The organism is Pedobacter folensis (assembly GCF_056490665.1).
Genome location: NZ_JBWJIF010000001.1, coordinates 1,497,763 through 1,524,572, shown reverse-complemented (window position 1 = coordinate 1,524,572; position 26,810 = coordinate 1,497,763). Strand labels below are relative to the sequence as shown.

Annotated in this window: 21 protein-coding genes and 1 other RNA gene; 9 read left to right on the top strand and 13 right to left on the bottom strand. The window is 41.4% G+C overall.

All coding sequences use genetic code 11. The features are described from left to right. Positions 1–28 precede the first annotated feature (28 nt). Positions 29–610, bottom strand: a complete 582-nt coding sequence (locus AC04QZ_RS06065; RefSeq protein ID WP_086546945.1) for a YciE/YciF ferroxidase family protein — start codon at positions 608–610, stop codon at positions 29–31. 199 nt (positions 611–809) lie between these two features. Between AC04QZ_RS06065 and AC04QZ_RS06060 the strand changes: the two genes are divergently transcribed. Both AC04QZ_RS06060 and AC04QZ_RS06055 read left to right on the top strand, forming a co-directional pair. Beyond that, positions 810–1,415: a hypothetical protein gene (locus tag AC04QZ_RS06060; RefSeq protein ID WP_478356997.1), complete on the top strand. Its 606-nt coding sequence runs from the start codon at positions 810–812 to the stop codon at positions 1,413–1,415. A gap of 175 nt (positions 1,416–1,590) precedes the next feature. Further along, entirely contained in the window at positions 1,591–2,238 is a 648-nt protein-coding gene (locus tag AC04QZ_RS06055) for a response regulator (RefSeq protein ID WP_478356996.1), read from the top strand. 199 nt (positions 2,239–2,437) lie between these two features. Here the strand turns inward: AC04QZ_RS06055 and AC04QZ_RS06050 are convergent, their stop codons facing one another. The 4 genes from AC04QZ_RS06050 to AC04QZ_RS06035 all read right to left on the bottom strand — a co-directional run bounded on the left by AC04QZ_RS06050 (position 2,438) and on the right by AC04QZ_RS06035 (position 5,001). Continuing rightward, a complete protein-coding gene (locus tag AC04QZ_RS06050) occupies positions 2,438–2,944 on the bottom strand; it encodes an RNA polymerase sigma factor (RefSeq protein ID WP_086546942.1) in 507 nt (168 codons plus the stop codon). A gap of 65 nt (positions 2,945–3,009) precedes the next feature. After that, positions 3,010–3,174 (bottom strand): hypothetical protein, encoded by a 165-nt coding sequence (locus tag AC04QZ_RS06045; protein ID WP_478356995.1) that lies wholly within the window; start codon positions 3,172–3,174, stop codon positions 3,010–3,012. Positions 3,175–3,329: 155 nt separating this feature from the next. Beyond that, positions 3,330–3,905, bottom strand: a complete 576-nt coding sequence (locus AC04QZ_RS06040) for a GNAT family N-acetyltransferase (protein ID WP_478356994.1) — start codon at positions 3,903–3,905, stop codon at positions 3,330–3,332. A 196-nt stretch (positions 3,906–4,101) separates the two neighbouring features. After that, positions 4,102–5,001 carry an AraC family transcriptional regulator gene (locus tag AC04QZ_RS06035; protein WP_478356993.1) on the bottom strand — a complete coding sequence of 300 codons (900 nt, stop codon included), beginning with the start codon at positions 4,999–5,001 and terminating at the stop codon, positions 4,102–4,104. Between the two features lie 181 nt (positions 5,002–5,182). Between AC04QZ_RS06035 and AC04QZ_RS06030 the strand changes: the two genes are divergently transcribed. The 6 genes from AC04QZ_RS06030 (at position 5,183) to AC04QZ_RS06005 (ending at position 12,849) form a co-directional block, all read left to right on the top strand. Beyond that, the gene (locus AC04QZ_RS06030; RefSeq protein WP_478356992.1) at positions 5,183–6,067 is read left to right on the top strand and encodes a sugar phosphate isomerase/epimerase family protein; all 885 of its coding nucleotides are present in this window, start codon (positions 5,183–5,185) and stop codon (positions 6,065–6,067) included. A 71-nt stretch (positions 6,068–6,138) separates the two neighbouring features. Beyond that, positions 6,139–7,305 carry a mandelate racemase/muconate lactonizing enzyme family protein gene (locus AC04QZ_RS06025; protein ID WP_478356991.1) on the top strand — a complete coding sequence of 389 codons (1,167 nt, stop codon included), beginning with the start codon at positions 6,139–6,141 and terminating at the stop codon, positions 7,303–7,305. 10 nt (positions 7,306–7,315) lie between these two features. Then, a complete protein-coding gene (locus tag AC04QZ_RS06020) occupies positions 7,316–7,807 on the top strand; it encodes a VOC family protein (RefSeq protein WP_478356990.1) in 492 nt (163 codons plus the stop codon). After that, complete coding sequence (locus AC04QZ_RS06015; protein WP_478356989.1) at positions 7,804–8,739, top strand: 2-hydroxyacid dehydrogenase; 936 nt, start codon at positions 7,804–7,806, stop codon at positions 8,737–8,739. Before AC04QZ_RS06020 ends, AC04QZ_RS06015 begins: the two co-directional genes overlap by 4 nt. Before the next feature lie 22 nt (positions 8,740–8,761). Next, a complete protein-coding gene (locus AC04QZ_RS06010; RefSeq protein ID WP_478356988.1) occupies positions 8,762–9,619 on the top strand; it encodes a ThuA domain-containing protein in 858 nt (285 codons plus the stop codon). A 14-nt stretch (positions 9,620–9,633) separates the two neighbouring features. Beyond that, positions 9,634–12,849 (top strand): PVC-type heme-binding CxxCH protein, encoded by a 3,216-nt coding sequence (locus AC04QZ_RS06005; RefSeq protein ID WP_478356987.1) that lies wholly within the window; start codon positions 9,634–9,636, stop codon positions 12,847–12,849. 199 nt (positions 12,850–13,048) lie between these two features. Here AC04QZ_RS06005 and AC04QZ_RS06000 read toward each other — a convergent pair whose 3' ends face one another. The 8 genes from AC04QZ_RS06000 to AC04QZ_RS05965 form a co-directional block, all read right to left on the bottom strand. Then, positions 13,049–14,545, bottom strand: coding sequence for a sulfatase family protein (locus AC04QZ_RS06000; RefSeq protein ID WP_478356986.1), 1,497 nt, complete (start codon positions 14,543–14,545; stop codon positions 13,049–13,051). A gap of 100 nt (positions 14,546–14,645) precedes the next feature. Beyond that, a complete protein-coding gene (locus tag AC04QZ_RS05995) occupies positions 14,646–16,301 on the bottom strand; it encodes a RagB/SusD family nutrient uptake outer membrane protein (protein WP_478356985.1) in 1,656 nt (551 codons plus the stop codon). 101 nt (positions 16,302–16,402) lie between these two features. Next, positions 16,403–19,762, bottom strand: coding sequence for a TonB-dependent receptor (locus AC04QZ_RS05990; protein WP_478356984.1), 3,360 nt, complete (start codon positions 19,760–19,762; stop codon positions 16,403–16,405). A 190-nt stretch (positions 19,763–19,952) separates the two neighbouring features. Continuing rightward, positions 19,953–21,086 carry a FecR family protein gene (locus AC04QZ_RS05985; RefSeq protein ID WP_478356983.1) on the bottom strand — a complete coding sequence of 378 codons (1,134 nt, stop codon included), beginning with the start codon at positions 21,084–21,086 and terminating at the stop codon, positions 19,953–19,955. Between the two features lie 68 nt (positions 21,087–21,154). Beyond that, positions 21,155–21,721, bottom strand: coding sequence for an RNA polymerase sigma factor (locus tag AC04QZ_RS05980; protein WP_478356982.1), 567 nt, complete (start codon positions 21,719–21,721; stop codon positions 21,155–21,157). Between the two features lie 293 nt (positions 21,722–22,014). Then, positions 22,015–22,380: a transfer-messenger RNA gene (gene ssrA, locus AC04QZ_RS05975) on the bottom strand. Between the two features lie 153 nt (positions 22,381–22,533). Further along, on the bottom strand, positions 22,534–23,733 hold the full coding sequence (locus tag AC04QZ_RS05970; protein ID WP_478356981.1) for a pyridoxal phosphate-dependent aminotransferase: 1,200 nt from the start codon (positions 23,731–23,733) through the stop codon (positions 22,534–22,536). A 62-nt stretch (positions 23,734–23,795) separates the two neighbouring features. Then, positions 23,796–24,188 carry a DUF1573 domain-containing protein gene (locus AC04QZ_RS05965; protein ID WP_478356980.1) on the bottom strand — a complete coding sequence of 131 codons (393 nt, stop codon included), beginning with the start codon at positions 24,186–24,188 and terminating at the stop codon, positions 23,796–23,798. Between the two features lie 170 nt (positions 24,189–24,358). On the opposite strand from AC04QZ_RS05965, the gene AC04QZ_RS05960 reads away from it, so the two are divergent. Beyond that, entirely contained in the window at positions 24,359–26,779 is a 2,421-nt protein-coding gene (locus AC04QZ_RS05960; protein WP_478356979.1) for an alpha-ketoacid dehydrogenase subunit alpha/beta, read from the top strand. The last annotated feature ends 31 nt before the right edge of the window (positions 26,780–26,810 follow it).

The window sequence follows — 26,810 nt, the reverse complement described above, 5'->3', positions numbered from 1 at the left end:
AGGCTCTTTCGAGCCTTGATCAATATTTTTACTCAGCCGCTGCCTCAGCGTTTACTGCACTTACCGCAATTTCGGTGAGCGCTACGTCTGTTGCTTTCTCATTCTCTAAGGTTTGTCCTAAAAGTTCAGCTACATCTGAACGATCCATGTTTTCAGCGAATACTTTTAAGGTTCCGTAGGTAGCAATTTCATAGTGTTCTACTTTCTGTGCGGCAAGGATCAGGCCTGCGTCACGGATCATTGTGCCCGCATCAGTATCTTCGATGATGCCGTTTGCTTCTTCAAGCAACCCTGCCATGGCATCACATTTTTTTGCTGCCGGTTTCTCATCCAGTAATCCGAATACCTGTTCCAATGTGTCAATATGGGTTTGGGTTTCCTGAGTATGTTTTTCAAAGGCTGCAGCCAATTCTGGGCTGGTGGCAGCCTTTTTCATTTTAGGTAACGCTTTTACCAGGTGTTTTTCAGCCCAATAAATATCCTTTAACTCGTCAATAAAGAATTCGTGGAATTCACCAGGTTCAATTTTACCTGTGGTATTGCCAGTGGTTTTTTTTGTTGCAGTTTTGCCGCCAGTTTGAGGGCTTGCTGCTTTTGTTGAAGTTGCCATATTTGCTAATGTTAAGTTATCTTTTATATAGGTATCAACCTGAGGGACAATAGAATAGTTTGATAAATCGAGTAAACAGGTAGTTGGCCTTTTGTTAACAGGTATTTATTACATCTGATGTTAGTTACCTGTTTTTACCTTATTCATCAAAACGGAAAACAATTGTGCTGTTAATCGTATTTTTACTAAAACAGCAACCATGAAGAAGGATGACCTTATACCCACCCAGCAGATTGGTCAGCAGAGCGACGCTGAAGAAGAAAAGATATTTCCTTCTCCAATGGAGGCTATTGCTGCCTACCAGAAAGCTGTTGACCGCCTCCTTGATATAAACGAATGGCACCATATCTCCACTATTGAAGCGAGCCGTTTTAAACTGATCGACAGTTTCGGAAATGAACTCGATAGAGCGGCCCGGGAAAAAGATTACATCCGTATCGATATCCCCGGTTTGGGAACTTCGGTAGGCATTGGTTATGACTGGGTTTCTATCGAACACATGGAACAGTATACGAATACCAATCTGGATATTGATTTTACGCTTTTCGTGGCGAGACCCAGCAGGGTTCCTGGTCTTGAAGAAAATAAAACTGCCCACTTTTTTTCTGACCGTGCTACTTCTACCTTTATTGTTTTCCGCAGTGGCAATGTGCTGAGCGCCGAGGTACATGGGCGTAATGAGGTACCTAATACGGAAGGTCTGGGACTGCTCGATCAGGCCAGGAACCTGGTGGTAAATGGTGGAAGCGCCATTGGCCTGTCCTTTACCCAATGGCATCTACTGGTTTCAGGAATATTGTCTTAAGTTATCCACTGCTTAGCTATTTTATTCGCTTAATGGGGAGCTCAAATCGTTAAGATGTATAAATTTCTGGAAATTGAATGGCACGATCTAAAACTTTATGGAATGTGGCGTGTTGTTTAGCATATGACTATTCCGACAATCCAGCGCAGCTTTGTCCCGATTGCGTCAATTCATAATGAAAAAAATAATTTTAGCCGAAGATCACAAAGTCATCAGGGACGGACTTAAAATGCTTCTGGAATCTACCAACGAATACCAGATTGTTTTTACCGCAGGAAATGGTCAGGAGGTAATTGATGCCCTTGATCAGGGCTGCCAGGCAGATGTGATTGTCTCCGACATCGGAATGCCTGTAATGGATGGTATAACCATGGTAAAGGTTCTTAAGGATAAGGGTTTGAACATTCCTGTTTTAATTATTTCCATGCTTGATGATGAATCACATCTTTACCAGGCCATGGGTGCAGGTGCAATGGGCTTTCTTACAAAATCTGTCACTTCAAAAGAACTGTTTTTTGCAATCTGGAAGATTTTTACAGGTGAGCGCTATATCTGCTCATGCCTTTCGATTAATTTGCTCGATAAGATGATCGAAAAATCACTTCCGGCATCCATTGACATACAAGGATCAGAATTTTCTTCAAGGGAAATTGAAATTCTTCAACTGATCGGGCAGGGGCTGACCAATTCGGAAATGGCAGATAAACTTTTTATTTCCCGAAGGACTGTAGAAGGTCACCGTCAGAGTCTGATTGATAAAACTGGTGCTAAAAATACAGCTGTACTCATGCGGTTTGCCTATAGCAAGGGTATACTTAACTGATGTGTTGCTGCTTTCACCATTTAGGCAGAAGAAGATTTCATATTTTTATTGAAAAGATCTAATGGATTATATTTAGGTATTATTATTTATAAAACGCGTATTTTCCGCACTGGCTCAAGGTAATTGGAACTTGTTATTTTGACCCGGTGTATAAAAAACTGGAAAGAAGTGGTATTGGCTACTTTCCAGTTTTTTCGGTTTATGACTGGTATTGTTTGAGGTATTTTTTAAGCAGTATCCGGGCCTCGTGGATATAGGTTTTAACAGTTCCCAGTGGCAGTTGCATCTCATCTGCAATTTCATGGTACTTGTAACCTTCAAAGTAGCGGATAAATGGCGCAGCATATTTTTCGGGCAGCATGGATAAGGCCAGATTGATATCTTGCATGGCAAAACTACCAACCGAACCATTTGTGGTCGCGCTATAATAAAGATTGGCCGAAGTAATCTCTTCTTCCTGAACGGTGCGGTCGCGGTTTTTTAGGCTTTTTTTGTAATTGTTGATGAAGGTGTTCTTCATAATCACGAAAAGCCATCCTTTAATGTTCGTACCGTCTTCAAACTTAGAGACAAAACGTGTCGCCTTGAGCAGGGTTTCCTGTAGCAGGTCGTTCGCGTCTTCCGGATCCCTGGTGAAATTAAGCGCATGCGATCTGAGGGAAGATGCATGAAAGCTGATGGTCTCGCTGAATTCTTTCTGTGTCATAAGTCTTTGTTTTAGCGTGTAACTATAAATTACAAAAGCTATACCACATGAATTCCGCTTTTGCATCAGGTTATGGTGTAGTAAGTAGATTTCGCAAACGCCGTATTTTTACCTGTTGCTACCTGTAATTGATGGTGACCTCTCGATACCTGTATTATGGCTGCAGTAGAAAATAACCTACTGAAAAGTATTCTATGTACAACTGCAGCACTTACAAAGAAATATACCATGGGATGCATGATCAGGGGTGAGGGAAACAGACCTGGTGATCAGCATTAAAACGATGGAAAAAGTACAGGTAACTATCCAGCGTTGAGAACAAGAATAAATAACTATCCAGCGAATCTCTTCACTGGAAGTTTGGAACAAATTACTGGCGATTGGTTCATCTCGCTTTTCTCAACATGGGCCGTAAAACAGGGGAACTGCCAGATTGAATTTCTCCGATAACTTCGAAACCATGACGCTGATATAATGGAATATTTCTGGGATTGGAAGATTCAAGATAGGCAATTAATCCACTACTGTCGACATTCCTGAGTGCTTCAGTCATCAATGCAGCGCCTGTACCTGCACCCTGATGTGCGGGATCGACACCTATCATTGGTAAGTACCAGTGCGGTGCTGTCGGGTGAAATTTTTCCATTTGTTCAATAATGCTGGACATATCTTCTTTTATCCTGTCGTCAGTATGCTCATCGAACAACCTGGATAAGGTTTCTTGATCGGATTCAACACCCGGTGGCAACCATAGCGCAGCGCCTGTGAAACCATCGGCTACATAAGCCGTTCCCTGCTCAAATGCATTTCCTCCGAAAGCCATCGTGATTGAAGCGAAAACTTCCAAATATTTTGCAGGATCAGGGAACGACCACCTGGCCATCGGGTCGGTGCTGAATGCCAGTGTCAATACTCCTGAAACATGGACCTGATCTTTTACCGAAGCCTTTCTTATGACCATATCACCATCATTTTTAACCTTCCGTTGGCAAATTGGTTATCTTTAAGTTTAACCAATCGATTATCTTTCAGTCTTTTATGAGATCAACAATTAACATTATCGGTTTGTTTTAATTGCAAATGCGGGAAAATGGAATAGGCAAGACTTTCACTGATGTATGATGAAACATCTGGTTCAAGTAAATAGTAATCGCAATTCAATGGGTAGGTCGTAAAAAAGGATTGCTGGCGTTTCTTTCCATAAATACTTTGCGGTATGCGCTGGGCGATATACCCTGATGAATTTTAAATTGCCTGTTAAAATAAGAAACATTATCAAAGCCACAGGCGTAACATATATCTGTTATGTTATATTCTTTCCCCATCAATAACTTGGCGGCATGGCTGATTCTGATCTCATTTACAAACTGCGAGAAGGTTTTGTGGGTGCTTCTTTTAAAGTAACGGCAAAAAGCTGCTTTGCTCATACAGGCCATGGAAGCCGCCGAACTGATATCAATATGATGGTGATGGTTCTCAAATACATAGTTGAAAATGGAAGCCAGTTTGTTAGAATCACTTTCCTTGTACCTTATTTTTCTGACATCGTCAGTGAGCAATAAAGCTTCTTCGCTACTGCGCAGACATAATTCTTCCAGTACCTGAAGCAACAGAATCAGGTTCCGCATTTGCTGGTCGGGTTGGAATTGGAAGAACAGTGCGTTAAGAGAAGGTGCCCCGTTACTGAATTTGATACCATAAGCCGATTGTTCTAACAACTCTTTTATCTTTCTTAGCTCCAGTCGTTCAAAGAAATCCTTTCCCATAAAATCTGCCGTGAATTGCACGATTATGGCATGCACTTCTTCAGGTGTATCCTTAGGTAATTTATCATTGGAAAAACAATGCACCAGTCCCTGTCCGAACATAAAAATCTCTCCTTCGTTATAGTTCATCACTTTGTTACCCACATACACATGCCCTGAACTTTTCACAATCAGAATAATTTCATATCCGTGATGAAAATGAAAAGTATTGGTGAACCGTGGCTGACGGTATTCCTTAATGGCAAAACTGGCATCCTCAGGTGTAGATATGTGTCGGTAAGAAGCTTTCATATGCTGTATTTTAGTACCATTAATTAGTTTTGAGAGCGGAAATTTTGAATTAAGGTAAATATAGTATCACAAATTAGCAAATGAAGTATTTTTATTTCAACCCAAATCTGGATATGTTTGTTATGTAGGCTTTACTAAGCATGGCCTGTAATAAACCTGACCAAATTTTATATCACTCGTTATGGAACTCGCGATACACAATTGGATGCGTGCTGAAACGATAGAAACCACAATAAGAAGGGTTTCTGCTATCGGATATACCCGACTTGAAATCGCGGGGACCCCGGATCAGTACAACACCAAAGACCTGAAAAGATTAATGAAAGAACATGGGCTATCCTGTTGGGGCTCAGTAACGTTGATGTTAGGGGAACGTAACCTGCTGGCACGCAATGAGGCGCAACGTGCAGCTTCTGTGCAGTATGTTAAAGATGTAGTGAATATGGTGAAAGAGCTGGATGGTCATATGGTTTCAGTGGTTCCGGGTACAGTTGGAAAGATTGTGCCAGATGGACGGCCTGAAGAAGAATGGGCCTGGGCAGTGAATTCGATGAAGGAAATATATGAGTACAGTGAATCCGCTGGAATCTCCTTAGGCATAGAGCCTATTAACAGATTTGAAACCTATTTCATTAACCGAGCAGAGCAGGCGCTGGCCCTGGCGGCAGAAGTTGGCCCAAACTGTGGCGTTTGCCTTGATACCTTTCATATGAATATCGAAGAAAGGGATATGTTTGAAGCGATTAAAATGGCAAAAGATAGATTGGTAGGTTTTCATGTAGCCGATAATAACAGGATGGCCCCCGGCATGGGAAATCTCGACTGGCAAAAGATTGTTGATACCCTGCATGAAGTAAATTATAAGGGTGCACTTTCTGTAGAGTTCTGTTCGCCGTTAGACCGTACACCGGCAAATCCTTACCCCGGCTCAATTGATGAAAAACCTGAAAATCTTAGCCCTGAACAGGAAAAGTTCCTGATAGATCATGGCAGTTCTTCTGTTACAGATGCATTTTATACCATGCTTACCAAAGCATCCTATCATACTTTATCAAAGCTCATCTAAACACAAGAATCAAATAAATACGGGTAAAAAATAGGCCTACGAGAGATTAATAACCGATAAAAGATATCCTAATGAAAATAACGAATGTAGAAGCATTTTGGTTGCGTTGTCCAATTCCTGAAGCAAAACAGCATGTTTCAGACTATGGATTGCTCACCAGCTTTGACATGACCCTTGTAGTCATCACCACCGATTCTGGATTACAGGGATTTGGTGAAGCCAAAGCCGCAGTAGGCTCATGCGGAATATGTGCTTCCATTGTAAATTGTATTGAAAATGAGCTGAAGCCCATGTTGCTTGGCAAATCTGTGAAAAATATCACCCGCCTTTGGGAAGAAATGTACAACGGGACAAGAGACCATTACGCCTTATCAAGGGGAAGAAAATTTCCAATCCTTGGCAGGAGGGGACTTACCATATCCGCAATGAGCGGCATTGATACCGCATTATGGGACCTGAAGGGGAAAATGCTGAATGTCCCTGTAACCGATCTCCTGGGTGGCGCCTGCAGAACGAAAATGCCCGCTTATGCGAGTGGAGGCTGGGCGGATGAGCAAAATATAGGCGAACAGCTGATGGGCTACGTGAATAAGGGATTTAAAGGGGTGAAGATGCGTGTTGGGGTGATGGATGATACCGTGCAGAAAAGTATAAACAGGGTAAAGGCTGCAAGGGCTGCACTAGGGCCGGATATCAAATTGATGGTAGATGCACATGGAACCTTCAGTGTGCCTGAAGCAAAGCAATTTTGCAGAGGCGTAGAAGACTGTAATGTGTATTGGTTCGAAGAGCCCATCAGTCCTGATAACCGGAAAGGAACTGCAGAGGTGAGAGCTGCTACCGATATACCCATCGCCGCAGGCGAAAGTGAGTTTACCAGTTTTGATATCCATGATCTCTTACAGATAAGGGCGATAGATGTGGTACAACCAGATGCGGCTATCATTGGAGGCATTTCGGAGGCCATGCGGGTAAGCCATCTGGCCAGTGTGCATCAGGTGGAGCTGGCGCCCCATTGCTGGGGTTCTGCCTTTTCTTTTATGGCAGGCTTAACCGTGGCATTTGCTTCGGCTTCCGCAACCATTATTGAGTTCTCCCTGGGTGGAAACCCTATGATGTACGATCTGGTGAACGAACAGATCGCTGTTGTAAATGGTGAGATCAGCGCACCCACCGCCCCGGGATTGGGCCTGACCCCTAATTGGGATTTTGTGAAACAGTTTAAGCAATCGGTTTAGATCATTACGTATGGCAAAAGCATTAAAAATTAACCATGTTACACTCATAGTAGATAACCTGGAAAAAGCAGGCGAATTTTACACAAAGGAACTCGGTCTTGAACCACTCGCCGCTTTTCGGTTCGATTATCCGGTGATGTTTTTCAAATTTAACGATGAACAGCAGTTGCATATTTCGGAATGGGAAGACCGTACTTCATTTCGCGGGCATATCTGTGTACAGGTAGACGATTTCAGCAGCATCTTTTTTCGCATGAAAGAACTGAACGCTATTGATGTAAATCCCTGGGGAAAAGTAAGAAAGCTACCTGATGGTGCCATGCAGATGTTTGTGCGTGATCCTGCTGGTAACCTGGTAGAAATTTCTTCTATACCAGGAGCCGAGGTGGATGACCGTATCTTTAAAGATGAACTGTATGAAGAGGGCTTGTATATTTCAAAAAGGAATGATTTCAGAGGATTCAAATCAGACGACGCGACCTTATATCATCACAAGCCATGAGGAAAAACGTATTGCTATTGGAAACTATCGCAGAAGAAGCATTAGCCCTCTTGCAGGAAACTGTGAATGTATTCACAGGATATGATGAAGCCGGATTAAAAGATACGCTGAACAATGTGGAAGTACATGCGATTATTACAAGGGGAAAAAAACACATAGATAAGGCCTTGATGGACGCTTGTCCGCATTTAGAAGTAGCAGCCAGATGTGGTGTTGGCCTGGATAATGTGGATGTGGACGAAGCAAGCGCCAGAAAGATCAGGGTGATCAATGCCCCGGGCAGTAACGCGGCGACCATTGCAGAGCATACGCTCGCTTTAATGTTGATGTTAATGCGCGATATGCACAGTTCAGTAATTCATGTTAAACAGAATAACTGGAACTGGCGCAATCAATATGCTGGTGATGAGTTGAATGGCAAAACCCTTGGCATACTGGGATTGGGGAATATCGGAAAACGGGTAGCCAAACTGGGAGATGCCTTCGGCATGAAAGTGTTGTGCTGGAGTAGGTCGGTACAGGACCTGCCTTTGGACGAAGTATTACAGCAATCGGATGTAGTAAGCCTTCACCTGCCTTTAAGCAATGAAACCAATGAGATCATCGGCGTATCGCAACTGGCATTAATGAAACCAAAGGCATTTCTGATCAATACGGCAAGGGGGGCACTGATAGATCATGTAGCACTTCTTGACGCATTGAACGCAGGGACTATTGCTGGTTTTGCTGCAGATGTATTACCAGATGAACCGCCTCTGCAGAGCCTAGCCGTTGTACAACACCCAAATGCACTTGTTACGCCGCACGCTGCCAGTCTTACTGCATCCACATACAAGCAGATGTGCCTGCTTACCATAAGGAATGTATTGTCAGTACTTGCAGGTCAGCAACCAGATTTAAATAGTATATATAATCGAAACGCGTTTATATGATAATCACTAAATTCTTATAAAGATGAATACTTTTTGTGTGGGTTTATTGTTAACCCTTAGTACCGTATTATTCTCTACGCCATCTTCTCAAAAGACTAAAAAGCCGCTTGTTGTTTTTGTGTGCGGAGACCATGAATATAGCGGTGAAGAAACCCTTCCCATTATTGCAGCAGAACTGGAAAAAAACTATGGCATGAGGACTATTGTACTCAAATCATCTCCAGACCACAACAGTGAAGAAAATATTCCAGGGCTGGAAGTATTAAAAGATGCAGACCTGGTTGTGTTCTATTTGCGTTGGCGAAGACTCCCCGCCGAACAGCTTGCCCATATTGAATCCTATCTGAAGTCTGGAAAACCAGTGATGGGCTTCCGCACGACTACACATGCGTTCAATTTTCCCAAAGGGCATGTTAGCGAAAAATGGAATGCCTTCGGAGAATTTGCATTGAACGCTCCTCCGGGTTGGGGCGGAAAAGCCAAACATACCCACTATGGCCACAATAGCAGCACAGATGTGAGCATCATTCCTACAGCATCAGGTAATCCTATACTCACTGGCGTAGCAAAAGATTTTCATGTTCGTTCCTGGTTGTACCATGTTGTGCCAGACTATCCATTAAAAGGCTCTACTTCATTGTTAATGGGCAAAGCCGTAAATCCGCAGGGAGCAGCGGTCGACAATCCTGTTGCCTGGACGGGTACCAATTCTTTTGGTGGAAAGATTTTTATGACCACTCTTGGCCATCCTGAAGATTTCAGGATAGAATCTTTTCAGCGGCTTGTGATCAATGCCATTCACGACGAACTGGGCCTGAAAGTACCAAAGAAATGGAAGGGTAAAATGGATATCCAGGTACCTTACCGTGTAGCTAAATAAACCTGTCAGCGATCATGAGACTAATAAAAATTAGCATATTATGCCTGTTCGTAATTGTACCTGCAGCGGTAATTATGAATGCCTTTAAATATAAAGATACGCCACTGGCCATTGCCAAGGGAACACGTATTGCAATCATCGGCAACAATTTGGGGGCAAGGATGATCAATTATGATAATTTTGAAACAGAGCTGCAGCTTCGTTTTCCAACGCATGAATTATTCATCCGCAACATGTGCGACGAAGGTGAAACGCCTGGTTTCCGGCCGCATGCTGGCAGGAATTCTCCATGGGCTTTCCCGGGTGCAGAAAAGTTCCAGATCGAAAGGGCAAACCTGGTAAAAAGCAAAGATGCCGGAGGAACATTAGAAATGGAGGACCCGGGTGAAGGTTTTTTTGAGACGCCCGATCAATGGCTCAGCAGGCTCAAAACAGATGTGATTATCTCCTTTTTTGGCTTTAATGAATCTTTCGCCGGAAAAGCCGGACTTGATAACTACAAAGCAGAACTTGATGCTTTTATTAAATGGACCCTGAAGCAAAAATACAATGGTACTTCAGCGCCACAACTCGTGATAGTTTCGCCTATCGCTTTTGAAGACCTTAGCCACAAAAGCAGCTACGATCTGCCGGATGGTCGAAAGGAAAATGAAAATATCCAGCTGTATGCGATTGCAATGAAAGAGATCGCTTCGCAAAATCAGGTACGCTTTGTAGATGTATTCAACCCTTCATTAAAATGGTATCAGGATACTGCGGCGCCTTTAACCATCGATGGTTCCCAGCTTAATGAAGAAGGTTATAAAAAACTCGGGAAATTGCTGGCAGACCAGATTTTTGGAGAAAGTTCTTCCCCTGCAGAAAACAACAGAAAGCTGGTGCACGATGCCGTGATGGAAAAGAATTGGATGTGGCTGAACGATTTCAAAATTCCAAATGGAGTACACGTTTATGGCCGCAGGTATAAACCCTATGGACCAGACAATTTTCCCGCTGAAATAAAGAAAATCCGGGAGATGACAGCAGTTAGGGACACGGCGATCTGGCTGGCGGCTAAAGGGGAGAAAATGGACCTGGAAGCGGCTGATAAACACACCAGCATCTTGCCTGAGGTTAAAACCAACTATACACCCAGCAAAAAAAACGGTAACCTTAAATATCTCATCGGGCAAGAGGCTGTTAACAGCCTGAAAGTGCCACCGGGATACAAGGTGGAATTATTTGCTTCAGAAACGGAGTTTAATTTCCTGGCCAAACCTGTACAGTTATCCTTCGATAATAAAGGACGGCTGTGGGTTGCGGTTATGCCCAGCTATCCGCAATATAAAGTAGGAGATGCTAAGCCCAACGACAAGATCATTATTCTCGAAGATACCAACCAGGATGGAAAGGCAGATAAACAAACTGTTTTCGCAGACGGGCTCCATTTACCGCTCGGTTTTGAGATTGCCGCAGAAGGCGTATATGTAGCACAGGGGCCTAATCTAATCTTATTGACCGATACCGATGGCGATGATAAAGCAGATAAGAAAGAAATTTTGTTAAGCGGTTTTGATGACCACGACTCGCATCATAGCAGTCATGCCTTCACAACAGATCCTTCAGGGGCCATTTATTCGGGCGAAGGCGTGTTTCTCCGTACAAATGTAGAAACTTCTTACGGACCTGTTTATGCAACCAACGGCGGCTTTTACAGATACGATCCTATACGCCGGAAACTCGAGCGCACGGCGCAAATGGCCATTCCAAATCCATGGGGTATTACATTTGATGATTGGGGACAGCCTTTTTTTGCAGAAACATCCAGCCCTGATTTTCGCTGGATGCTCCCCGGAACAATCTTACCAAGATATGGGCAGGCCACACACAAATCAAAACAACTGATTGAGCAGGCGCATCTGGTACGGCCAACATCAGGTATTGAAATTGTATCCAGCCGCCATTTTCCTGATCACATCCAGGGAGACTTCCTGATCAACAATACCATTGGTTTCCTGGGAACGAAAGAACACACCCTGGAAGATGACGGCACAGGTTATAAAAGCCGTTTCCGTCAGGATTTGCTGGTGAGCAATGATCCTAATTTCCGCCCTGTAGATTTGGAGTTTGCACCCGATGGTTCATTATTCGTGATCGATTGGCATAATATCCTTATTGGGCATATGCAGCACAATGCTCGGGATCCCCTGCGCGATCATTCGCATGGAAGGATTTACCGGATTACCTATCCTTCAAGGCCTTTAGTAAAACCGGCTAAGATAGCTGGTGCCAGTATACAAGAACTTCTGGATAACCTCAAACTGCCCGAGTACCGCACCCGTTACCGTACCCGCCGAGAACTGAGGGGCCGTAATGCTGCTCAGGTACTGGCTAAACTCACCACCTGGATAGCGAAACTGGATACCAGCGACATCCGTTATGAACATCATTTACTTGAAGGCCTTTGGGTGAGCTGGGGAATGAACAAAGTAGATCAGCGACTTTTAAAACAGCTATTAAAAGCGAAAGATTATCGTGCAAGAGCTGCCGCAGTGCAGGTAGTACGGTATACCGGACACCAGCTGCCAGACCAGGCCAACTTATTGATGGAAGCCTCCAGGGATAAAAATAGCCGGGTAAGGTTGATGGCTATCGTAGCGGCTTCATGGATAGGTAAGGAAAAGGGGCTTCCTGTTTTAGCCGAGGCCAATAAAATGCCTATGGATAGTTGGATGGTACCTGCCTATAAAACTGCTGTGGCACATTTGAATGGAAAAAATCTGGCAGAAGAATATGAGAAAAAGGAAAAAACAGAACTTAAAGGCCCTACACTGGCCTTGTTTAACCAGGGGAGGATTATTTATAACAAAGAAGGATATTGTAAAACCTGCCATCAGGCTGACGGTAAAGGGCTCACAGCTTCTGGTTTTCCACCGCTTGCAGCCAGTAAATGGGTAAACGGGAGTGACGAAAGGCTAATCAAACTGGTGCTGAAAGGCCTTATGGGACCGATAGAGGTAAATGGCAAAAAATACACCGGCCAGGTTCCTATGACGCCGTTTGGCGAGTTATTGAAAGACCATGAAGTGGCGGCCGTACTAACCTATCTTCGAAACTCATTCGGAAATAACGGGGCAGCTATTTCTCCGGAGAAAGTGAAAGCCGTGAGGAAAGCCACCCAGGGGAAAAAAGATTTCTATACAACAGAACAGTTATTGAAAGAACATCCGATGGAAGGAGGAAAGAGATAAGGGCCAAAAATGGATAAATCCTCCTGTTTTGTACTCGTAATGCTGCCGATGATTTTTAGTTTCTGCCTGGAGTGGAACGCGTATTGATGAACAAGGCATCATTTTCATAACAGAAGTGAATTTAATAACCTATGCCTGCTCAAAAAAAATGTCAATTATTTTGAAGCAGGCATAGTGAAATAAACATCCACAACTTGGATTATCTAACTCTGGTCTCTTCCTTTTTTAATAAATTTTCCAGTGCTAAAACTTTCTCGGGATATTTATCCGCAAGATTGGTTTTTTCCCCTAAATCGTTAGATAGGTTGTAAAGCTGTGCAGTAGGGAGATTGCCACTATCTGTATGGGTGTCGGCATAATATGCTTTACCCTTCGAAGGTCTGATGTATTTCCAGTTATCCTGTATAATGGCCAGTTGGTTACTTTGTTCGATCAAAACTGAACGGCCTACCTTATTTTTGCCGATCAATGCTTGCCACATATTTTGACTATCCATTGGTTCAGCAGAGATATTAAAATAACTGGCAAATGATTTAACCAGATCAACCTGCGAAATCATAGCGTCACTTACTCCAGGTTTGATTTCTTTAGGCCAGGAAACAATAAAAGGCTCTCTGTTGCCTCCTTCTAAAATACTATATTTTCCTCCTCTTAATACCCCAGCTGGTGTATGGCCATTTAGCTGTTCTACATCTTTATCGAGGTACCCGTCATTAAGTACAGGGCCATTATCGCTGGTAAAAATGACGATGGTATTTTTATCCAATTTCAAAGATTTTAAACGTTTCATCAATTCTCCCACAGCCCAGTCTAATTGCAAGATCACATCTCCCCGGTAACCTAAATCACTTTTACCTTTGTTCATCGTTGCAGGCATTCTGGGCGCATGTGGCTCTGTTAAAGCATAATACAATAAAAAAGGCTGAGCCTGGTGTTTTTCGACAAATTCTTGTGCTTTTGCCAAGAAAGTTAATGGCACTTCCTCGTCTGTCCAACGGGCTAGTTTACCACCTGTCATATAACCGATCCTACCAATGTTATTTACAATGGTTTGGTTATGACCCTGGTTCGGAGATGGAAACATCTTCAGTAATTCGGGATGATCTTTGCCAGTAGGGTCATTTCCAACCATTTTACCATAACTTACCGTGATCGGATCATTAGGATCTAACCCAACTACCTTTTGGTTCTCTAAGAATACGGTAGGCACACGATCTGCTGTTGCGGGGAAAATAAATGAATAGTCAAATCCAACTTCCCTTGGTCCGGGAGCAATTTCCTTATTCCAGTCTTTTTCTACCTGATTGCCTAAACCCAGGTGCCACTTGCCAACCAGGCCTGTAGTGTAACCCGCTTTTTTAAATATCGCAGGCAAAGCGGTACCATCAGTAGGTACAATTAAGGCAGCGTCGCCGGGCAAGATCCCGGTTCCGGATTTACGCCAGGCATATTGGCCTGTCATTAGTGAAAAACGAGATGGCGTGCAGGTTGATGCTGTAGCATGCGCATTGGTAAAACGTAATCCGTTTTTAGCCAGTGCATCTAAATTAGGCGTATGGATTTTGGTTGCGCCATAACAGCTTAAGTCTCCATAACCCAGGTCATCCGCGCAAATTATAATTACATTAGGTTTGTTTTGTGCATTAAGGGAAAAGCCAGATAGTACAAAAAAGATTGTAGCAATAAATTTATTCATATTGATGATGTAAATGAGCATGTCCAAATGAAGTTTTTAATTCAGTCAGGTACAGACCTAAATAATATTGCATTTAGAACACGCTCTATAAATAATGATACTATTTAAGATTTGGGTTAATACTTACTTCTGATAGTGGAATTGGCCATAGTTCATCCTGACCGGTCCTAAAGTTTTTACTTGTTACAAACCACCTGCTGTAAGGGTCAACAGTTGTTCCGTTTTTCCTTAAATTCGTTGCCCCAGGATAGGCTGCACCGTAAAAGTTTCCTTTCAAAACCGTTCCAGCTATTTTCCATCTTAACAAATCCCACAGCCTAATACCTTCAAGAGCAAGTTCATTCCTTCTTTCTCTTCTTAGAATGGTTCTTAAATTGGCAGGATTGGTTTCAGTTACTTTAGGCATGTTTACGTCGGCTCTGCCCCTTACTTTATTAATGGTTGCATCTAGTAATGTTTGATCGATAGCTGAGCCAGCCTCTAGCTGACATTCTAAGTAACTCAATAATACCTCTGCATATCTAATTATAGGGAGATCGATACCACTATTTGCTAAATTACTGCCGCCAAAGGTTTCAGCAAGGAATTTGCGTGGTGCAAAGCCCGTACGGGTAGCCTGTTTACTTGTTGTAAGTTGATCTGGTGAAGAGGTATGGTCGGGATGGCAGTCATAAATTATATTTTTGAACAACTGGCCATTGTAAAGCAACGTATATTTTAACCTTGGATCGCGATTTTGTCCTAAGTCGGCAGGATTGTAACGTGGATCTGTAAAAGAAAAAGGTGTGCCATCATTAAATTCGTAAGATTCTGCCAGGTTACCCAAGGGATTAGATAAATGATAACCGCCTAAAGCTGCCGGATACATATGCAAGAGCATGGAATTTGGTCCCAGGTCTTGCTGATATTGTGTGGCAAAGATGATTTCCTTACTGCTCTCGTTGGTGCCATCAAACAGGCTGCTAAATTTGGGATCGATGATATTTTCGTTATAATCGATAATCTGTTTATAAACTGCGGCGCCATCAGCCCATTTTTGTTCTGCCATGTACAAACGGCCTAAAAAAGCCATTGCAACCTGCGCACTTGCTCTTCCTTTCTCGGATGCTGGTATTGCGCCATATTTAGGTAAATCCGGGATAACTGTCTTTAACTCACTTTCAACATAATTTTGTACCTCTAGCACCGATGCCTTTTTTACGGTATTGGCTTCCTCTTTGGTAAGCACTTTAGTTACCAATGGTACCGATCCAAAATGTTGGGAAAGATAAAAATACTGGCAAGCTCTAATGAACCTGACTTCCGCCATATAACGTTTAAGTAACTTAGCATCTAAGGAAGTTGCTTTACTGATGTTTTCTAGAAAATAATTGCATCTCGCAATTTTACCGTAGCTAAAATTCCAAACCTGGCTCAAATTCGCATTTGAATTGGTTAGTGCACCATTAGTGAGTGTATTATAAGCTGAATTATCACCTCTTCTATCATATACATTATCGGTAGCAAACTCAGTAAACAAGAGTCCGTTGTAGGACCACCAGTCTGTAGGGTTAAACTCAACATCTGTTGCGGGAATGGTGAGCATTTGTATGTTTCCTCTATAAACGCCTGTAAGTGCTATGAGCACGTTTTGCGGAGTGGTCCAGAAGGTTTCGTTAGCAAAACTATCTAATGGTGTGGTATCGAGTTGTTTGCGGCACGATATTGAGCCAGTTAATAAGATGACAATGCTCAATGAATAAATATATTTTTTCATCTGTTTATTTTTTTGTCCTTGATGATGCCTCTATGATTTACTTTTCCGTTTAGGGTATTAGTTAAAAGCCATTGAGTCTTCATTTGTCGAGGAGTGTAAGGTTAAAAATTCGCGTTTAGTCCAAAAGTGTAATTAGCCATAATCGGATAATAAGCACCGCCACTGTTAATTTCAGGATCCCAGCCTTTAGGGTATTTATGAAATGAGATGGCATTTTGTGCACTGGCATTGATCCTTAAACTTTTTATAAGGGTGTTTTTGAACAATGTTGCTGGCAATGTGTACCCCAGTTGGATATTTCTAATTTTAAAATAACTTGCATCTAACAAGTAAAAGGACGAAGCTAGTGTGTTTGGTGTACCCGCATTAGGTATCACTTGTAACCTTGGGTACTTTGCATTAGGGTTAGGGTTATTGGTTGTCCAGTGATCATCAGCCATGTATTGTTGAATGCTGCCGTTTCCAAAGAAGGCAAAACCAGCATATCCATTTAACTGCCCTTTAACTTTGGCCACACCCTGTCCGTTGATTTGTAGATCGAAATTTTTGTAATTAAGTCCTATATTGAGTGCGAAAGTATATTTGGGAATTTGGCTCCCCAGATAGGTACGATCGTAGGTAGCGTCTACTTTACCATCCGGTAATCCATTGGGGCCGCTAATGTCCTTATACCGAATATCTCCTGGCTGCACCGTAGGGTTAATTGCTGTCTGAGTGGGGTAGCTGGCCACATCAGCCGGATTAACGAATATACCATCGGCAATATGACCATAGTATATATTTAGCGGGTAACCTATAAAAATAGTACTTCCATTACCTACCAAGCCATTTGGCTGATTGACGTTGCCAACACCCAAATCAAGTACTTTATTGGTAATAATGCTTAAATTACCGCCCACATTGTAACTGAGTTCACCAATTTTATTACGGTAATCTAAAGTAAATTCAAAACCTTTATTGCTTAAACTGCCAGAGTTTACATTGCTAAGCGAAAAGCCCAGCACTCGCGACACACTGCCCGTTGGCACTACAAGGATATCATAGGTGTACCTATCAAAATAAGTTGCCGAAAAATTCAGTGTTTTAAATAAGGTACCTTCAATACCGATATCTTTTGTACGGGTTGATTCCCATTTAATATTAGGGTCTACAACATTATTTAATGCCGCACCTGGATAGATAACATTGCCAAATGAATAATTAAAACCTGATACTAATAATTCCTGGTAAGGATAATTTCCGATATTCTGGTTGCCCAATGTACCGTATGAAGCCTTAAATTTCAGTTCATTTAGCCACGAAAGCTTATTCTTCAAGAATTTCTCTTCTGAGATTCGCCATCCCACTGCCACCGCAGGGTAAGTAGCATATTTATTGCTAGGTCCAAATCTGGAAGAACCATCGTACCGTATCGTACCTTCTACCAGGTATCTATTCGCAAATGAATAATTTAAACGGCCAAAATAGGAATCTAATGCCGCCTCACTTGCAGTGCCATTATTGGTTTGCGTACTTGCATCACCTGCATTAAGCTCTGTTAAGGCATTGGTAAAGTAATTTCCTCTACTTGCTGCGTTTCGGCTGTTATAGTTATATTCAAAAGTATGCCCGGCTAAAACACCCAATTGATGTGCTCCAAAATTCTTTTTAAACTCTGCTAGTTGCTGGAATGTTTTATAATAGTTTAGCGTGCTTATTTGAGTTAAGTTACCAGGGCCAGTATTTACCAATGAATTAAGCCGTTGCGTAGACAGGTAGCGTTTTTCTGTGCCGCTTAACTGGGTGTAAGCGCCAATAACAGAAAGGGTGAGTTCTGGTATAACTTTATAATCTATACGTTCATTAATTAACAGGTCAGTTTGTTTGTTTTTATAGAATGATTCATTATTCAAATAGGTGAATGGGGTGCCTTTGCCAATAAATCCCAGGCCATAATCGCCATTTGTAAGTTGGTTTACGTAAGTGGGAGGGGTCCTTACCGCCTGACCAATAGCAGTTAACATATCATTAAAATCCAGGTTGGCCGGTGGGGCAGGCTGGTTATCACTGTATTGGGCTGCGCTAACTCTCGACGTTAAGGTTAAGTTGTCTAATATTTTATTGGTTAAATTTAATCGAAGGTTATAACGGTTATAATTGTTCTTGGCTACAATTCCATCCTGATCTAATAATCCGAACGCGACCAGGTATTGCGTGTTTTTGGTGTTATTTGCAAAACTAAGGTTGTGACCTGTTTGAAATGCCGATTTTTTGAAAACCATATCAATCCAATTCGAATTCGGATAATTATTCGGGTCGCTTCCATCAGCAAATTTTTGAATTTCTGCCGCAGAGTAAGTACCTGGCTGAGCCTCGTTTATTAGTCGGGCATAATCTGTGGAATTCACGAAATTTGGATAGGCCGTAGGTTTTTGGAAACCTGCATAACCATTGTAGTTGATTACTAATTTCCCATCTGCCCCCTGTCCTGTTTTGGTCGTGACTAAAATAACACCATTGGCAGCCCTTGATCCGTAGATTGCGGCAGTGGAGGCATCTTTTAATACCGATATACTGCTTACTTCATTGGGATTGATATCATTAAAAGAATTTACCGGAATACCGTCAACCAAAATAAACGGAACTGCGCTGGCACCAAATGATCCTAATCCTCTCACCTGGATATTGGCCCCATCTGAACCAGGCTGACCGCTCCTTTGAATTAGTGTTACCCCTGGTAGTTGGCCAGTTAAGGCATTGGAAAGAGATGGAGCTGTTCTGTTATTGATGTCTTTGGCAATTACCTGGGCCACTGAACCGATTAAATTTTCTTTCTTCTGGCTACCATAACCTACCACAACTACATTTTGTAACTGATTTGCTGCTTCTTTAAGTACGATATCTAAAACACCACTTGAGCTTACATTGATTTCCTTACTTGAATAGCCAATCAACGATATAATAAGCGTAGATTTGCTATCTTTTAAGGTTAACATAAAATTTCCGTTTTTGTCTGTTCTCGTACCCTGGGTAGTTCCCTTTACCAGTACACTTACGTCGGGAAGGGCTTGGCCGGTAGTATCGGTTACCTTTCCTCTGATAACAATGTCGGCCACAGGGCTTAATACTTCATCCTTTTTAGAGATGATAATGTTTTTGCCCACCACTTTATAAATCAGGGAAGAGTTTTTCAAGCATTGCTCCATGATTGCCTCAATGTTTTGGTTGACTGCAGATACTGTAGATCTTGTCTCTTTTATATCTGTAGGACTATAGAAAAACACGTAATCACTTTGCTTTTCAATAACCTTAAACAATTGTTGTAGTGGTTGGTTTTTTGCGTTTACTGTAATCTGTTGCCCAACACTTTTTGCATTGGTGTGCATGATTACAATAAATAATAAAAGTGTACTCAATTTCATATAGAGTGGAATAAAGTTTAGCCAATACTTGATTTTGGCCAACAAAAAATATATTTTCATTAACTTAGTGGTTTGAGTTGAAATTCTTGATTTTCTTAAGATTGGCGTTTCTAATCCTTGATTAGAAACGGGGAGCTCAATAAAACTTACCGTAAAAGTGTTGCATCACTTTTGCGGTTTTTATATTTTAATGCTCAGGTGGATTTATGTGTAGATGAGTTGCATAGTTTATTAGTTTGGTTTTGGTTAGTTAATTGGTAACGGTTATCGTATTCCCATCCCGTTTTAGCTTTATTTTAGAAAACTTCAGGATGTTCAAAACTTCATCGAAATTTAAGGTTCGATAAATTTTACCAGAAAATCTTTTAGTAGTTACATTGCCCTGGTACTGAACTTTTATATCATACCATCTGCTCAGTTCCTGCATGATACTCACAACATCGGCATCATTAAATTTGAAGAATCCATTTTTCCAGGCAAGAACTTCCTCTATATCATCAACAGTGCCGACGATAATTTCTGGCTTCATAGCATTTACAGTTGATTGTTGACCAGGCTTTAAAACTGCGGTACGGCCATTAAAATGGACTTTAACTTTTCCCTCAATGAGGGTTGTAGTTGCATCACCTTTTTCATTATAATTTTCTATGTTAAAGTGTGTGCCCAAAACTTCAATGCTTTGTTTGCCAGAAGTTACTATAAAAGGTTTTGTTGGGTCATGGGCTACCTCAAAATAAACCTGACCTGTCGTGGTAACAGCTCTTGTTTTACCTTGGAAAACCACAGGGAAATGTATAGAAGATTGCGCATCAAGCATCGCGAGGGTACCATCAGCAAGTTTAACGGTATATTTTCCACCTCGTGGTGTGGTAATTGTATTATAGGAGTTTACATTCTGGTTTTGGTCTGCAGCGAATACATAGGTTAATTCTCCATCTTTATTTTTTTGGATACGTACACCATTTTCCTGTTGGATCGCTCCATCTTTTAGGTTGTTTAAAATAATCTGGTGACCACTGGCCAATGTTAACGTCGCGTTATTGCCACCTGGAGGAATACTCGTTAGGTGTTTAGCTGATTTACCTGCTGGTAGGGGGACTTCAGTATTCCGATAAGAATAATACAGTCCAAATACTATGATGAGTGATGCGGCTGCGCCAATAAGCCATCTGCCAGTATAATTGTGTTTTTTTAGAGAAGTACGAGTATCTATCTGAGACCACATCGCCAGTTTGGTTTGCGCTAACCGATTTTGGTCAGGCTTAATCAGATTCTCTTTACTTTTGGCAAAGTGGTTATATTCTTGTTCTATTGCGGCTCTTTCTTCTTCACTGCAGTGGCCTGACAGGTATTTTTCGAGTAGCTGATCTTTGTTTTTGTCCAAAATAAATTCTCCTTTATATACTTAGGACAATTTGCTTAAGGCAATGTTGTATTGGAGAATTAATTTATTTAGAAAAATAAAATTCGTAAGCCTTCCAATCTCAATCTTAGAATCTTAATGGCTTTATTCATCTGTGTTTTCACCGTTAGATCAGAAATGCCTAAGGTTGTTGAAATTTCTTTGTAGGACAATTGGTCTTTACGCTTTAGCAGAAAAACTGCTCTCATTTTTGGTGGTAATTTTTCAATTTCACTTTCTATCAATGCCCCAAGTTCCTTTTCACGTATTAAATGATCGGTTTGTATGGTTTCGGATTCCTCGGAGTTGGCCAATGTATTAAAATGGTTCGCTTTTACCTTTTCCTTTTTGAAAATATTGAGAATCCGATTTCGAGTAGCGGCATATAAAAAACCTTTAATGGAGGATTGAATAATCAAGGTGTCTCTTTTTTCCCAAAGCATGACAAAAACATCCTGAACCACATCCTGAGCTTGTTGTTCATCGTTCAACATCCGTTCAGCATGAAGCAATAACGGTAGCCAATAATATTCATAAATTTGAATAAATGCTTTCCTGTCGCCTCCGATTAAAGCGTTTAAAAGTGATTTCTCAATTATAGACGACATTTCTGTCATAGAGCCAGTTTGGTTAAGCTTCTCGGGCCAGGAAAACCCAAAATCAGCAAGCCAAATGTAATGATTTTACTTTTTTAAATCCAAGAAGAATAGTCTTTAACTTACTAAGTGTATTTCCGGTAGACCCCTAAAGCGGTGAGTCCGAAACTTTCGTAGTCTGACTCACCGCTTGACTCACCTCGCATATGCGTTTTTTGGTCAAAAAAGCCACTAAATGCCAAAAAACACTAAAAGCCTGCAAATCGTTGATTTGCAGGCTTTTAGTGTTTTTTGGTGAATTTTGTTACTGATTCCAGTGGAGCCGAAGGGAGTCGAACCCTTGTCCAGTTGTGAGATAAATTATACCTTCTACATGCTTATTTTTCAATTGATTTTAGGGAAATAAACGGGCTGAAAACCGACCTTATTTAAATCCTTAGATACTTTGTCTCACTTTAAGTCGTATCTCCTTAAAGCCAGCTTTGTTGTTTCGATGCCCCGGATTCTAACCCAACAATGCAGCAGTTAGAGGGACAAAAGCTAGTTAGTTCTAAACTAAGCAGCTAAGGCGTAAGTATTTTCGCCAACTAAAATGTGAACGTTCACTTTAAGTGCTCTCCGTACAACGCACTGCATGCTAACATAACCTTCGCCACCCTGTCAAATCCAAGAACGGCCCCAGTTCAATTTGCGGTTATCAGTTTGCAGCTGCCTGGTCTTGGCAACACATCAAACAGATTAACGAACACAAATATACAAATAAAATGCCAAATAATAGCTGTAAACTAATATTTGGCATCTAAAACTGAAAACTGGAAATTGCCAACTGCAAACTATACCGTTCTTCCAGGATATTGCTGCAAGGCTACTTCCAGGCAGTCCATAGCTGCGTTTAAATCATCTGTATTTAATACGTATGCCATACGCACTTCGTTTTTACCAGAACCTGGGGTAGAGTAGAAGCCCGTTGCAGGTGCCATCATTACCGTTTGGTTATTGTGGTTAAAATCTTCTAAAATCCACTGACAGAATTGATCCGCATCATCAATCGGGAATTTTGCGACTACGTAAAATGCACCACCCGGATTAGGACAGAAAACGCCTTCTATTTGATTTAACCGGCCAACTAAAGTATCGCGGCGTAAAGTATATTCGGTATTTACTTTTTCAAAATAACTATCCGGTGTATCTACAGCCGCTGCACCCGCAATTTGTTCAACCATGCCCGGACTTAATCTTGCCTGCGCAAATTTTAATCCTGATGCGATAACTTCCTTGTTTTTGGTAATTAAACAACCTAAACGTGCACCACAAGCGCTGTAACGTTTAGAAACCGTATCCATAATGACCACATTTTCATCTAAGCCATCTAAATGCATTGGAGAAATAAATTCCCTTCCATCGTAGCAGAATTCACGATAAGCTTCATCAGAGAATAAAAACAGATCGTATTTAACACAAAGTGTTTTTAACGCCTCTAATTCCGCTCTTGAATATAAATAACCAGTCGGGTTATTGGGGTTACAGATAATGATCGCCTTAGTTTTTTCTGTAATCAATTTTTCGAATTCGGCAATTGGCGGTAAGGCAAAACTATTTTCAATATAAGAAAGGATTGGTTTTACCACCACATTGCTCATACAGGCAAAACCATTGTAGTTGGCATAAAAAGGTTCAGGAATGATAATTTCGTCGCCCTCGTTTACGCAGGTTTGCATGGCTATGGTGATGGCCTCAGAACCACCAACTGTTACCAAAATATTTTCAGGTGTAATATTGTAACCCAGTTTATTGTAATATTCGGTCAATTTTAAACGGTATGCAAGTGTACCTTCTGATGGTGTATAAGCCCAAACATTAAAATCAATGTTTTTGATGGCGTTTAACATTCCTTCAGGTGTTTCTATATCGGGTTGACCAATATTTAAATGGAAAACTTTTTTACCATCTTTTTTAGCTTGATCTGCAAATGGAGTTAACTTTCTGATTGGCGATGCAGGCATCTGCACGCCTTTTTGTGAAATTTTTGGCATGGCACAAAAATAAAAAAGTCCCGATGAAAATCGGGACTTTTTAAATATTATCGTTTAAAAAATTATTTTGAAGCTGCGGCAACCGTTTCACCTTTAATGTAAAGCACTTTAATTGGTGTTTTAGCATTTGAAGTAATGGTTACGGCTTTCGAAAAACTAGATGGACCAGCAGCAGCGTTAAACGTTACCGAAATTACACCAGTTTCACCTTTTTTCAATGGAGTAGACGTGTATTTAGGCACAGTACATCCACAGCTTGCTTCAGCTTTGGTAATAATTAAAGGTTCTTCGCCAACGTTGGTGTATTTAAAATCGTATGTTACTGGTTTGTTCAAAACAATTTTACCGAAATCGTGCGTCTCCGATTCAAATTTAAACTCTGCAGGCTTGGTTTGTGCATTTACAGCAATACCTAAACCTAAAACAAAAGCGAATAATACTAAGATCTTTTTCATGTTATGTGGTTGTATTTTATTTTTTAAATTCTAAAACAAATTTAATGTTTTCATATTAAAACAAAAACTATTCCAAATATATTTTACAAATCCATATATAATTTTACAATGGAGGATAAAGGCAAACTTTTAATTTTGTATATATTTGCCGCAACCAATCTTTGATTACTATGCCGAATGAAAAATTGATGACCAACACTATTGATGCTTCCGAACTCAGTTTTAACGATTTTAAATCGATCGTGATAAACGACTACAAAATAGCCTTTGAAAGTAGGCAGGCCAGCGTTTTAGGCCGTAGAGAAGTATTAACAGGGAAGGCTAAATTTGGTATTTTCGGCGATGGGAAAGAAGTGCCCCAGGTGGCTATGGCGAAAGCTTTTAAAAACGGCGACTGGCGTTCGGGTTATTACCGCGATCAAACTTTTGCCTTTGCTACAGGCATTTCTACCATTAAAGAATTTTTTGCACAGCTTTACGCCAATCCAACCGAAGGAGCAGATCCCTTTTCGGGCGGTAGGCAGATGAACTGCCATTTTGCAACAAAATCAGTTAATGAAGATGGCAGCTGGAACGATTTAACGCAGATTAAAAACTGCTCATCAGATATTTCTCCAACAGGTGGCCAGATGGCCCGTTTGGTTGGTTTGGCTTATGCTTCTAAATTATTCAGACAAAATAAAGAGCTCGATTACCTGAAAAACTTTTCGGTAAACGGAAATGAAGTTGCTTTTGGTACCATTGGCAATGCCTCAACTTCTGAAGGGGTATTTTTTGAAGCCATTAATGCAGCAGGTGTTTTACAGATACCGATGGCCATTTCGATTTGGGATGATGCCTATGGTATTTCGGTTCCGGCAAAATATCAGACTACAAAAGAAGATATTTCTGAAGTGTTAAAAGGTTTTCAGCGTGATGCTGATCAGCCAGGATATGAAATTTATAAAGTAAAAGGCTGGGATTATCCCGCTTTATGCGAGGTATACGAAAAAGCAATACATGTTTGTAGAGACGAACATGTACCTGTTTTAATCCACGTGACCGAACTTACTCAACCCCAGGGACATTCTACTTCTGGCTCGCACGAAAGGTATAAGTCAAAAGACCGTTTATCCTGGGAAACCGAGCACGATTGTATCCTGAAAATGCGTGCCTGGATGCTCGATTCGGCGGTAGCAACCGAAGAGGAAATTGCAGAAATTGAAAAAGAAGCAAAGGTTTTTGTACGTAATGCACAAAAAGAAGCCTGGAATGAGTTTTTGGATAGTATTAAACCCGAACAAAAACAAGTAGTTGATTTAATTAGTGGTGTAGCTAAACATCAACCTGAGCTGGCTAAAATTGCAGCAAGCCTGGCTTCAACGGCGGATGCACAGCGAAGGGAAGTTTTTACTGCTGCCCGGAAAGCCATACGTTTATCGGCTAGTTTTAACTCTCCTGAACGGAATGAGCTGCTGGCATGGTACAAACAACAGGCTAGGTTTAATTACGACCGTTACAATTCTAAACTGCATACTAACGGTAAAGAAAGCCCGGATATGATTGCAGTGGTTAACGCGGCTTATGATGAGCAATCGAAAATGGTTGATGGCAGGGAAGTGCTTAATGCCTGCTTTAACGAAAATTTTGCCCGCGATCCGCGTTTGGTGGCTTTTGGAGAAGATTTAGGGAATATTGGTGATGTAAATCAGGGTTTTGCGGGTTTACAGGCCAAATACGGTGAACTGAGAATTACCGATACCGGAATCAGAGAAATGACCATTATGGGGCAGGGTATTGGTTTGGCGATGAGGGGTTTAAAGCCGATTGCCGAAATACAATACCTGGATTATTTAATTTTTGCACTCAATGTACTGAGCGACGATTTAGCGTCACTTTCATACCGTACCAAAGGGATTCAGAAGGCACCCGTTATTGTGCGTACCCGTGGTCATCGCTTGGAAGGAATCTGGCATTCAGGATCACCAATCAGCATGATTTTAGGTGCTTTAAGAGGGATGCATTTGTGTGTACCCAGAAATATGACCCAGGCTGCCGGGATGTACAACACCCTTTTCAGGGCTGATGAACCTGCAGTAGTAATTGAGTGTTTAAACGGTTACCGGCTTAAAGAAAAACTACCGGTTAATGTTGGCGAATTTACGGTTCCATTAGGCAAAGCTGAGGTTTTAGAAGAAGGAACTGATATTACGGTAATCTCGTATGGTTCTTCATTAAGAATTGTCCAGGAAGCGGCAGAAGAATTGAGTTTATTGGGCATTTCAGTAGAAATTATAGATCCGCAAACACTATTGCCTTTCGATACCACACAGGTTTGTGTCAACTCGCTTGCCAAAACCAATAAATTACTGGTGGTGGATGAGGATGTTCCCGGAGGTGCATCAGCATATATCCTGCAAAAGGTATTGGAAGAACAAAAAGGTTATTTCCATTTAGATGGTCAGCCGAAAACATTATCGGCTAAAGCACATCGTCCGCCGTTTGGATCAGATGGTGATTATTTCAGTAAACCATCGGTTGATGATGTTATTGAAACCATTTACCAGATGATGCATGATGCCAATCCTGTTAAATATCCTTCATTTTTTTAATAGCGTAGATAAGCTAAAAGATTTAACCCGC

Excerpts from the sequence above, each read along its gene's own strand:
- AC04QZ_RS06040 (WP_478356994.1), bottom strand. The coding sequence starts at position 3,905 with ATGGTCATAAGAAAGGCTTCGGTAAAAGATCAGGTCCATGTTTCAGGA.
- AC04QZ_RS06020 (WP_478356990.1), top strand. The coding sequence starts at position 7,316 with ATGGCAAAAGCATTAAAAATTAACCATGTTACACTCATAGTAGATAAC.
- AC04QZ_RS06015 (WP_478356989.1), top strand. The coding sequence starts at position 7,804 with ATGAGGAAAAACGTATTGCTATTGGAAACTATCGCAGAAGAAGCATTA.
- AC04QZ_RS06005 (WP_478356987.1), top strand. The coding sequence starts at position 9,634 with ATGAGACTAATAAAAATTAGCATATTATGCCTGTTCGTAATTGTACCT.
- AC04QZ_RS05970 (WP_478356981.1), bottom strand. The coding sequence starts at position 23,733 with ATGCCAAAAATTTCACAAAAAGGCGTGCAGATGCCTGCATCGCCAATC.
- AC04QZ_RS06035 (WP_478356993.1), bottom strand. The coding sequence starts at position 5,001 with ATGAAAGCTTCTTACCGACACATATCTACACCTGAGGATGCCAGTTTT.
- AC04QZ_RS06000 (WP_478356986.1), bottom strand. The coding sequence starts at position 14,545 with ATGAATAAATTTATTGCTACAATCTTTTTTGTACTATCTGGCTTTTCC.
- AC04QZ_RS06065 (WP_086546945.1), bottom strand. The coding sequence starts at position 610 with ATGGCAACTTCAACAAAAGCAGCAAGCCCTCAAACTGGCGGCAAAACT.
- AC04QZ_RS06010 (WP_478356988.1), top strand. The coding sequence starts at position 8,762 with ATGAATACTTTTTGTGTGGGTTTATTGTTAACCCTTAGTACCGTATTA.
- AC04QZ_RS06030 (WP_478356992.1), top strand. The coding sequence starts at position 5,183 with ATGGAACTCGCGATACACAATTGGATGCGTGCTGAAACGATAGAAACC.
- AC04QZ_RS05960 (WP_478356979.1), top strand. The coding sequence starts at position 24,359 with ATGCCGAATGAAAAATTGATGACCAACACTATTGATGCTTCCGAACTC.
- AC04QZ_RS05965 (WP_478356980.1), bottom strand. The coding sequence starts at position 24,188 with ATGAAAAAGATCTTAGTATTATTCGCTTTTGTTTTAGGTTTAGGTATT.
- AC04QZ_RS06045 (WP_478356995.1), bottom strand. The coding sequence starts at position 3,174 with ATGGTATATTTCTTTGTAAGTGCTGCAGTTGTACATAGAATACTTTTC.
- AC04QZ_RS06050 (WP_086546942.1), bottom strand. The coding sequence starts at position 2,944 with ATGACACAGAAAGAATTCAGCGAGACCATCAGCTTTCATGCATCTTCC.
- AC04QZ_RS06055 (WP_478356996.1), top strand. The coding sequence starts at position 1,591 with ATGAAAAAAATAATTTTAGCCGAAGATCACAAAGTCATCAGGGACGGA.
- AC04QZ_RS05995 (WP_478356985.1), bottom strand. The coding sequence starts at position 16,301 with ATGAAAAAATATATTTATTCATTGAGCATTGTCATCTTATTAACTGGC.
- AC04QZ_RS05980 (WP_478356982.1), bottom strand. The coding sequence starts at position 21,721 with ATGACAGAAATGTCGTCTATAATTGAGAAATCACTTTTAAACGCTTTA.
- AC04QZ_RS05990 (WP_478356984.1), bottom strand. The coding sequence starts at position 19,762 with ATGAAAATATATTTTTTGTTGGCCAAAATCAAGTATTGGCTAAACTTT.
- AC04QZ_RS06025 (WP_478356991.1), top strand. The coding sequence starts at position 6,139 with ATGAAAATAACGAATGTAGAAGCATTTTGGTTGCGTTGTCCAATTCCT.
- AC04QZ_RS06060 (WP_478356997.1), top strand. The coding sequence starts at position 810 with ATGAAGAAGGATGACCTTATACCCACCCAGCAGATTGGTCAGCAGAGC.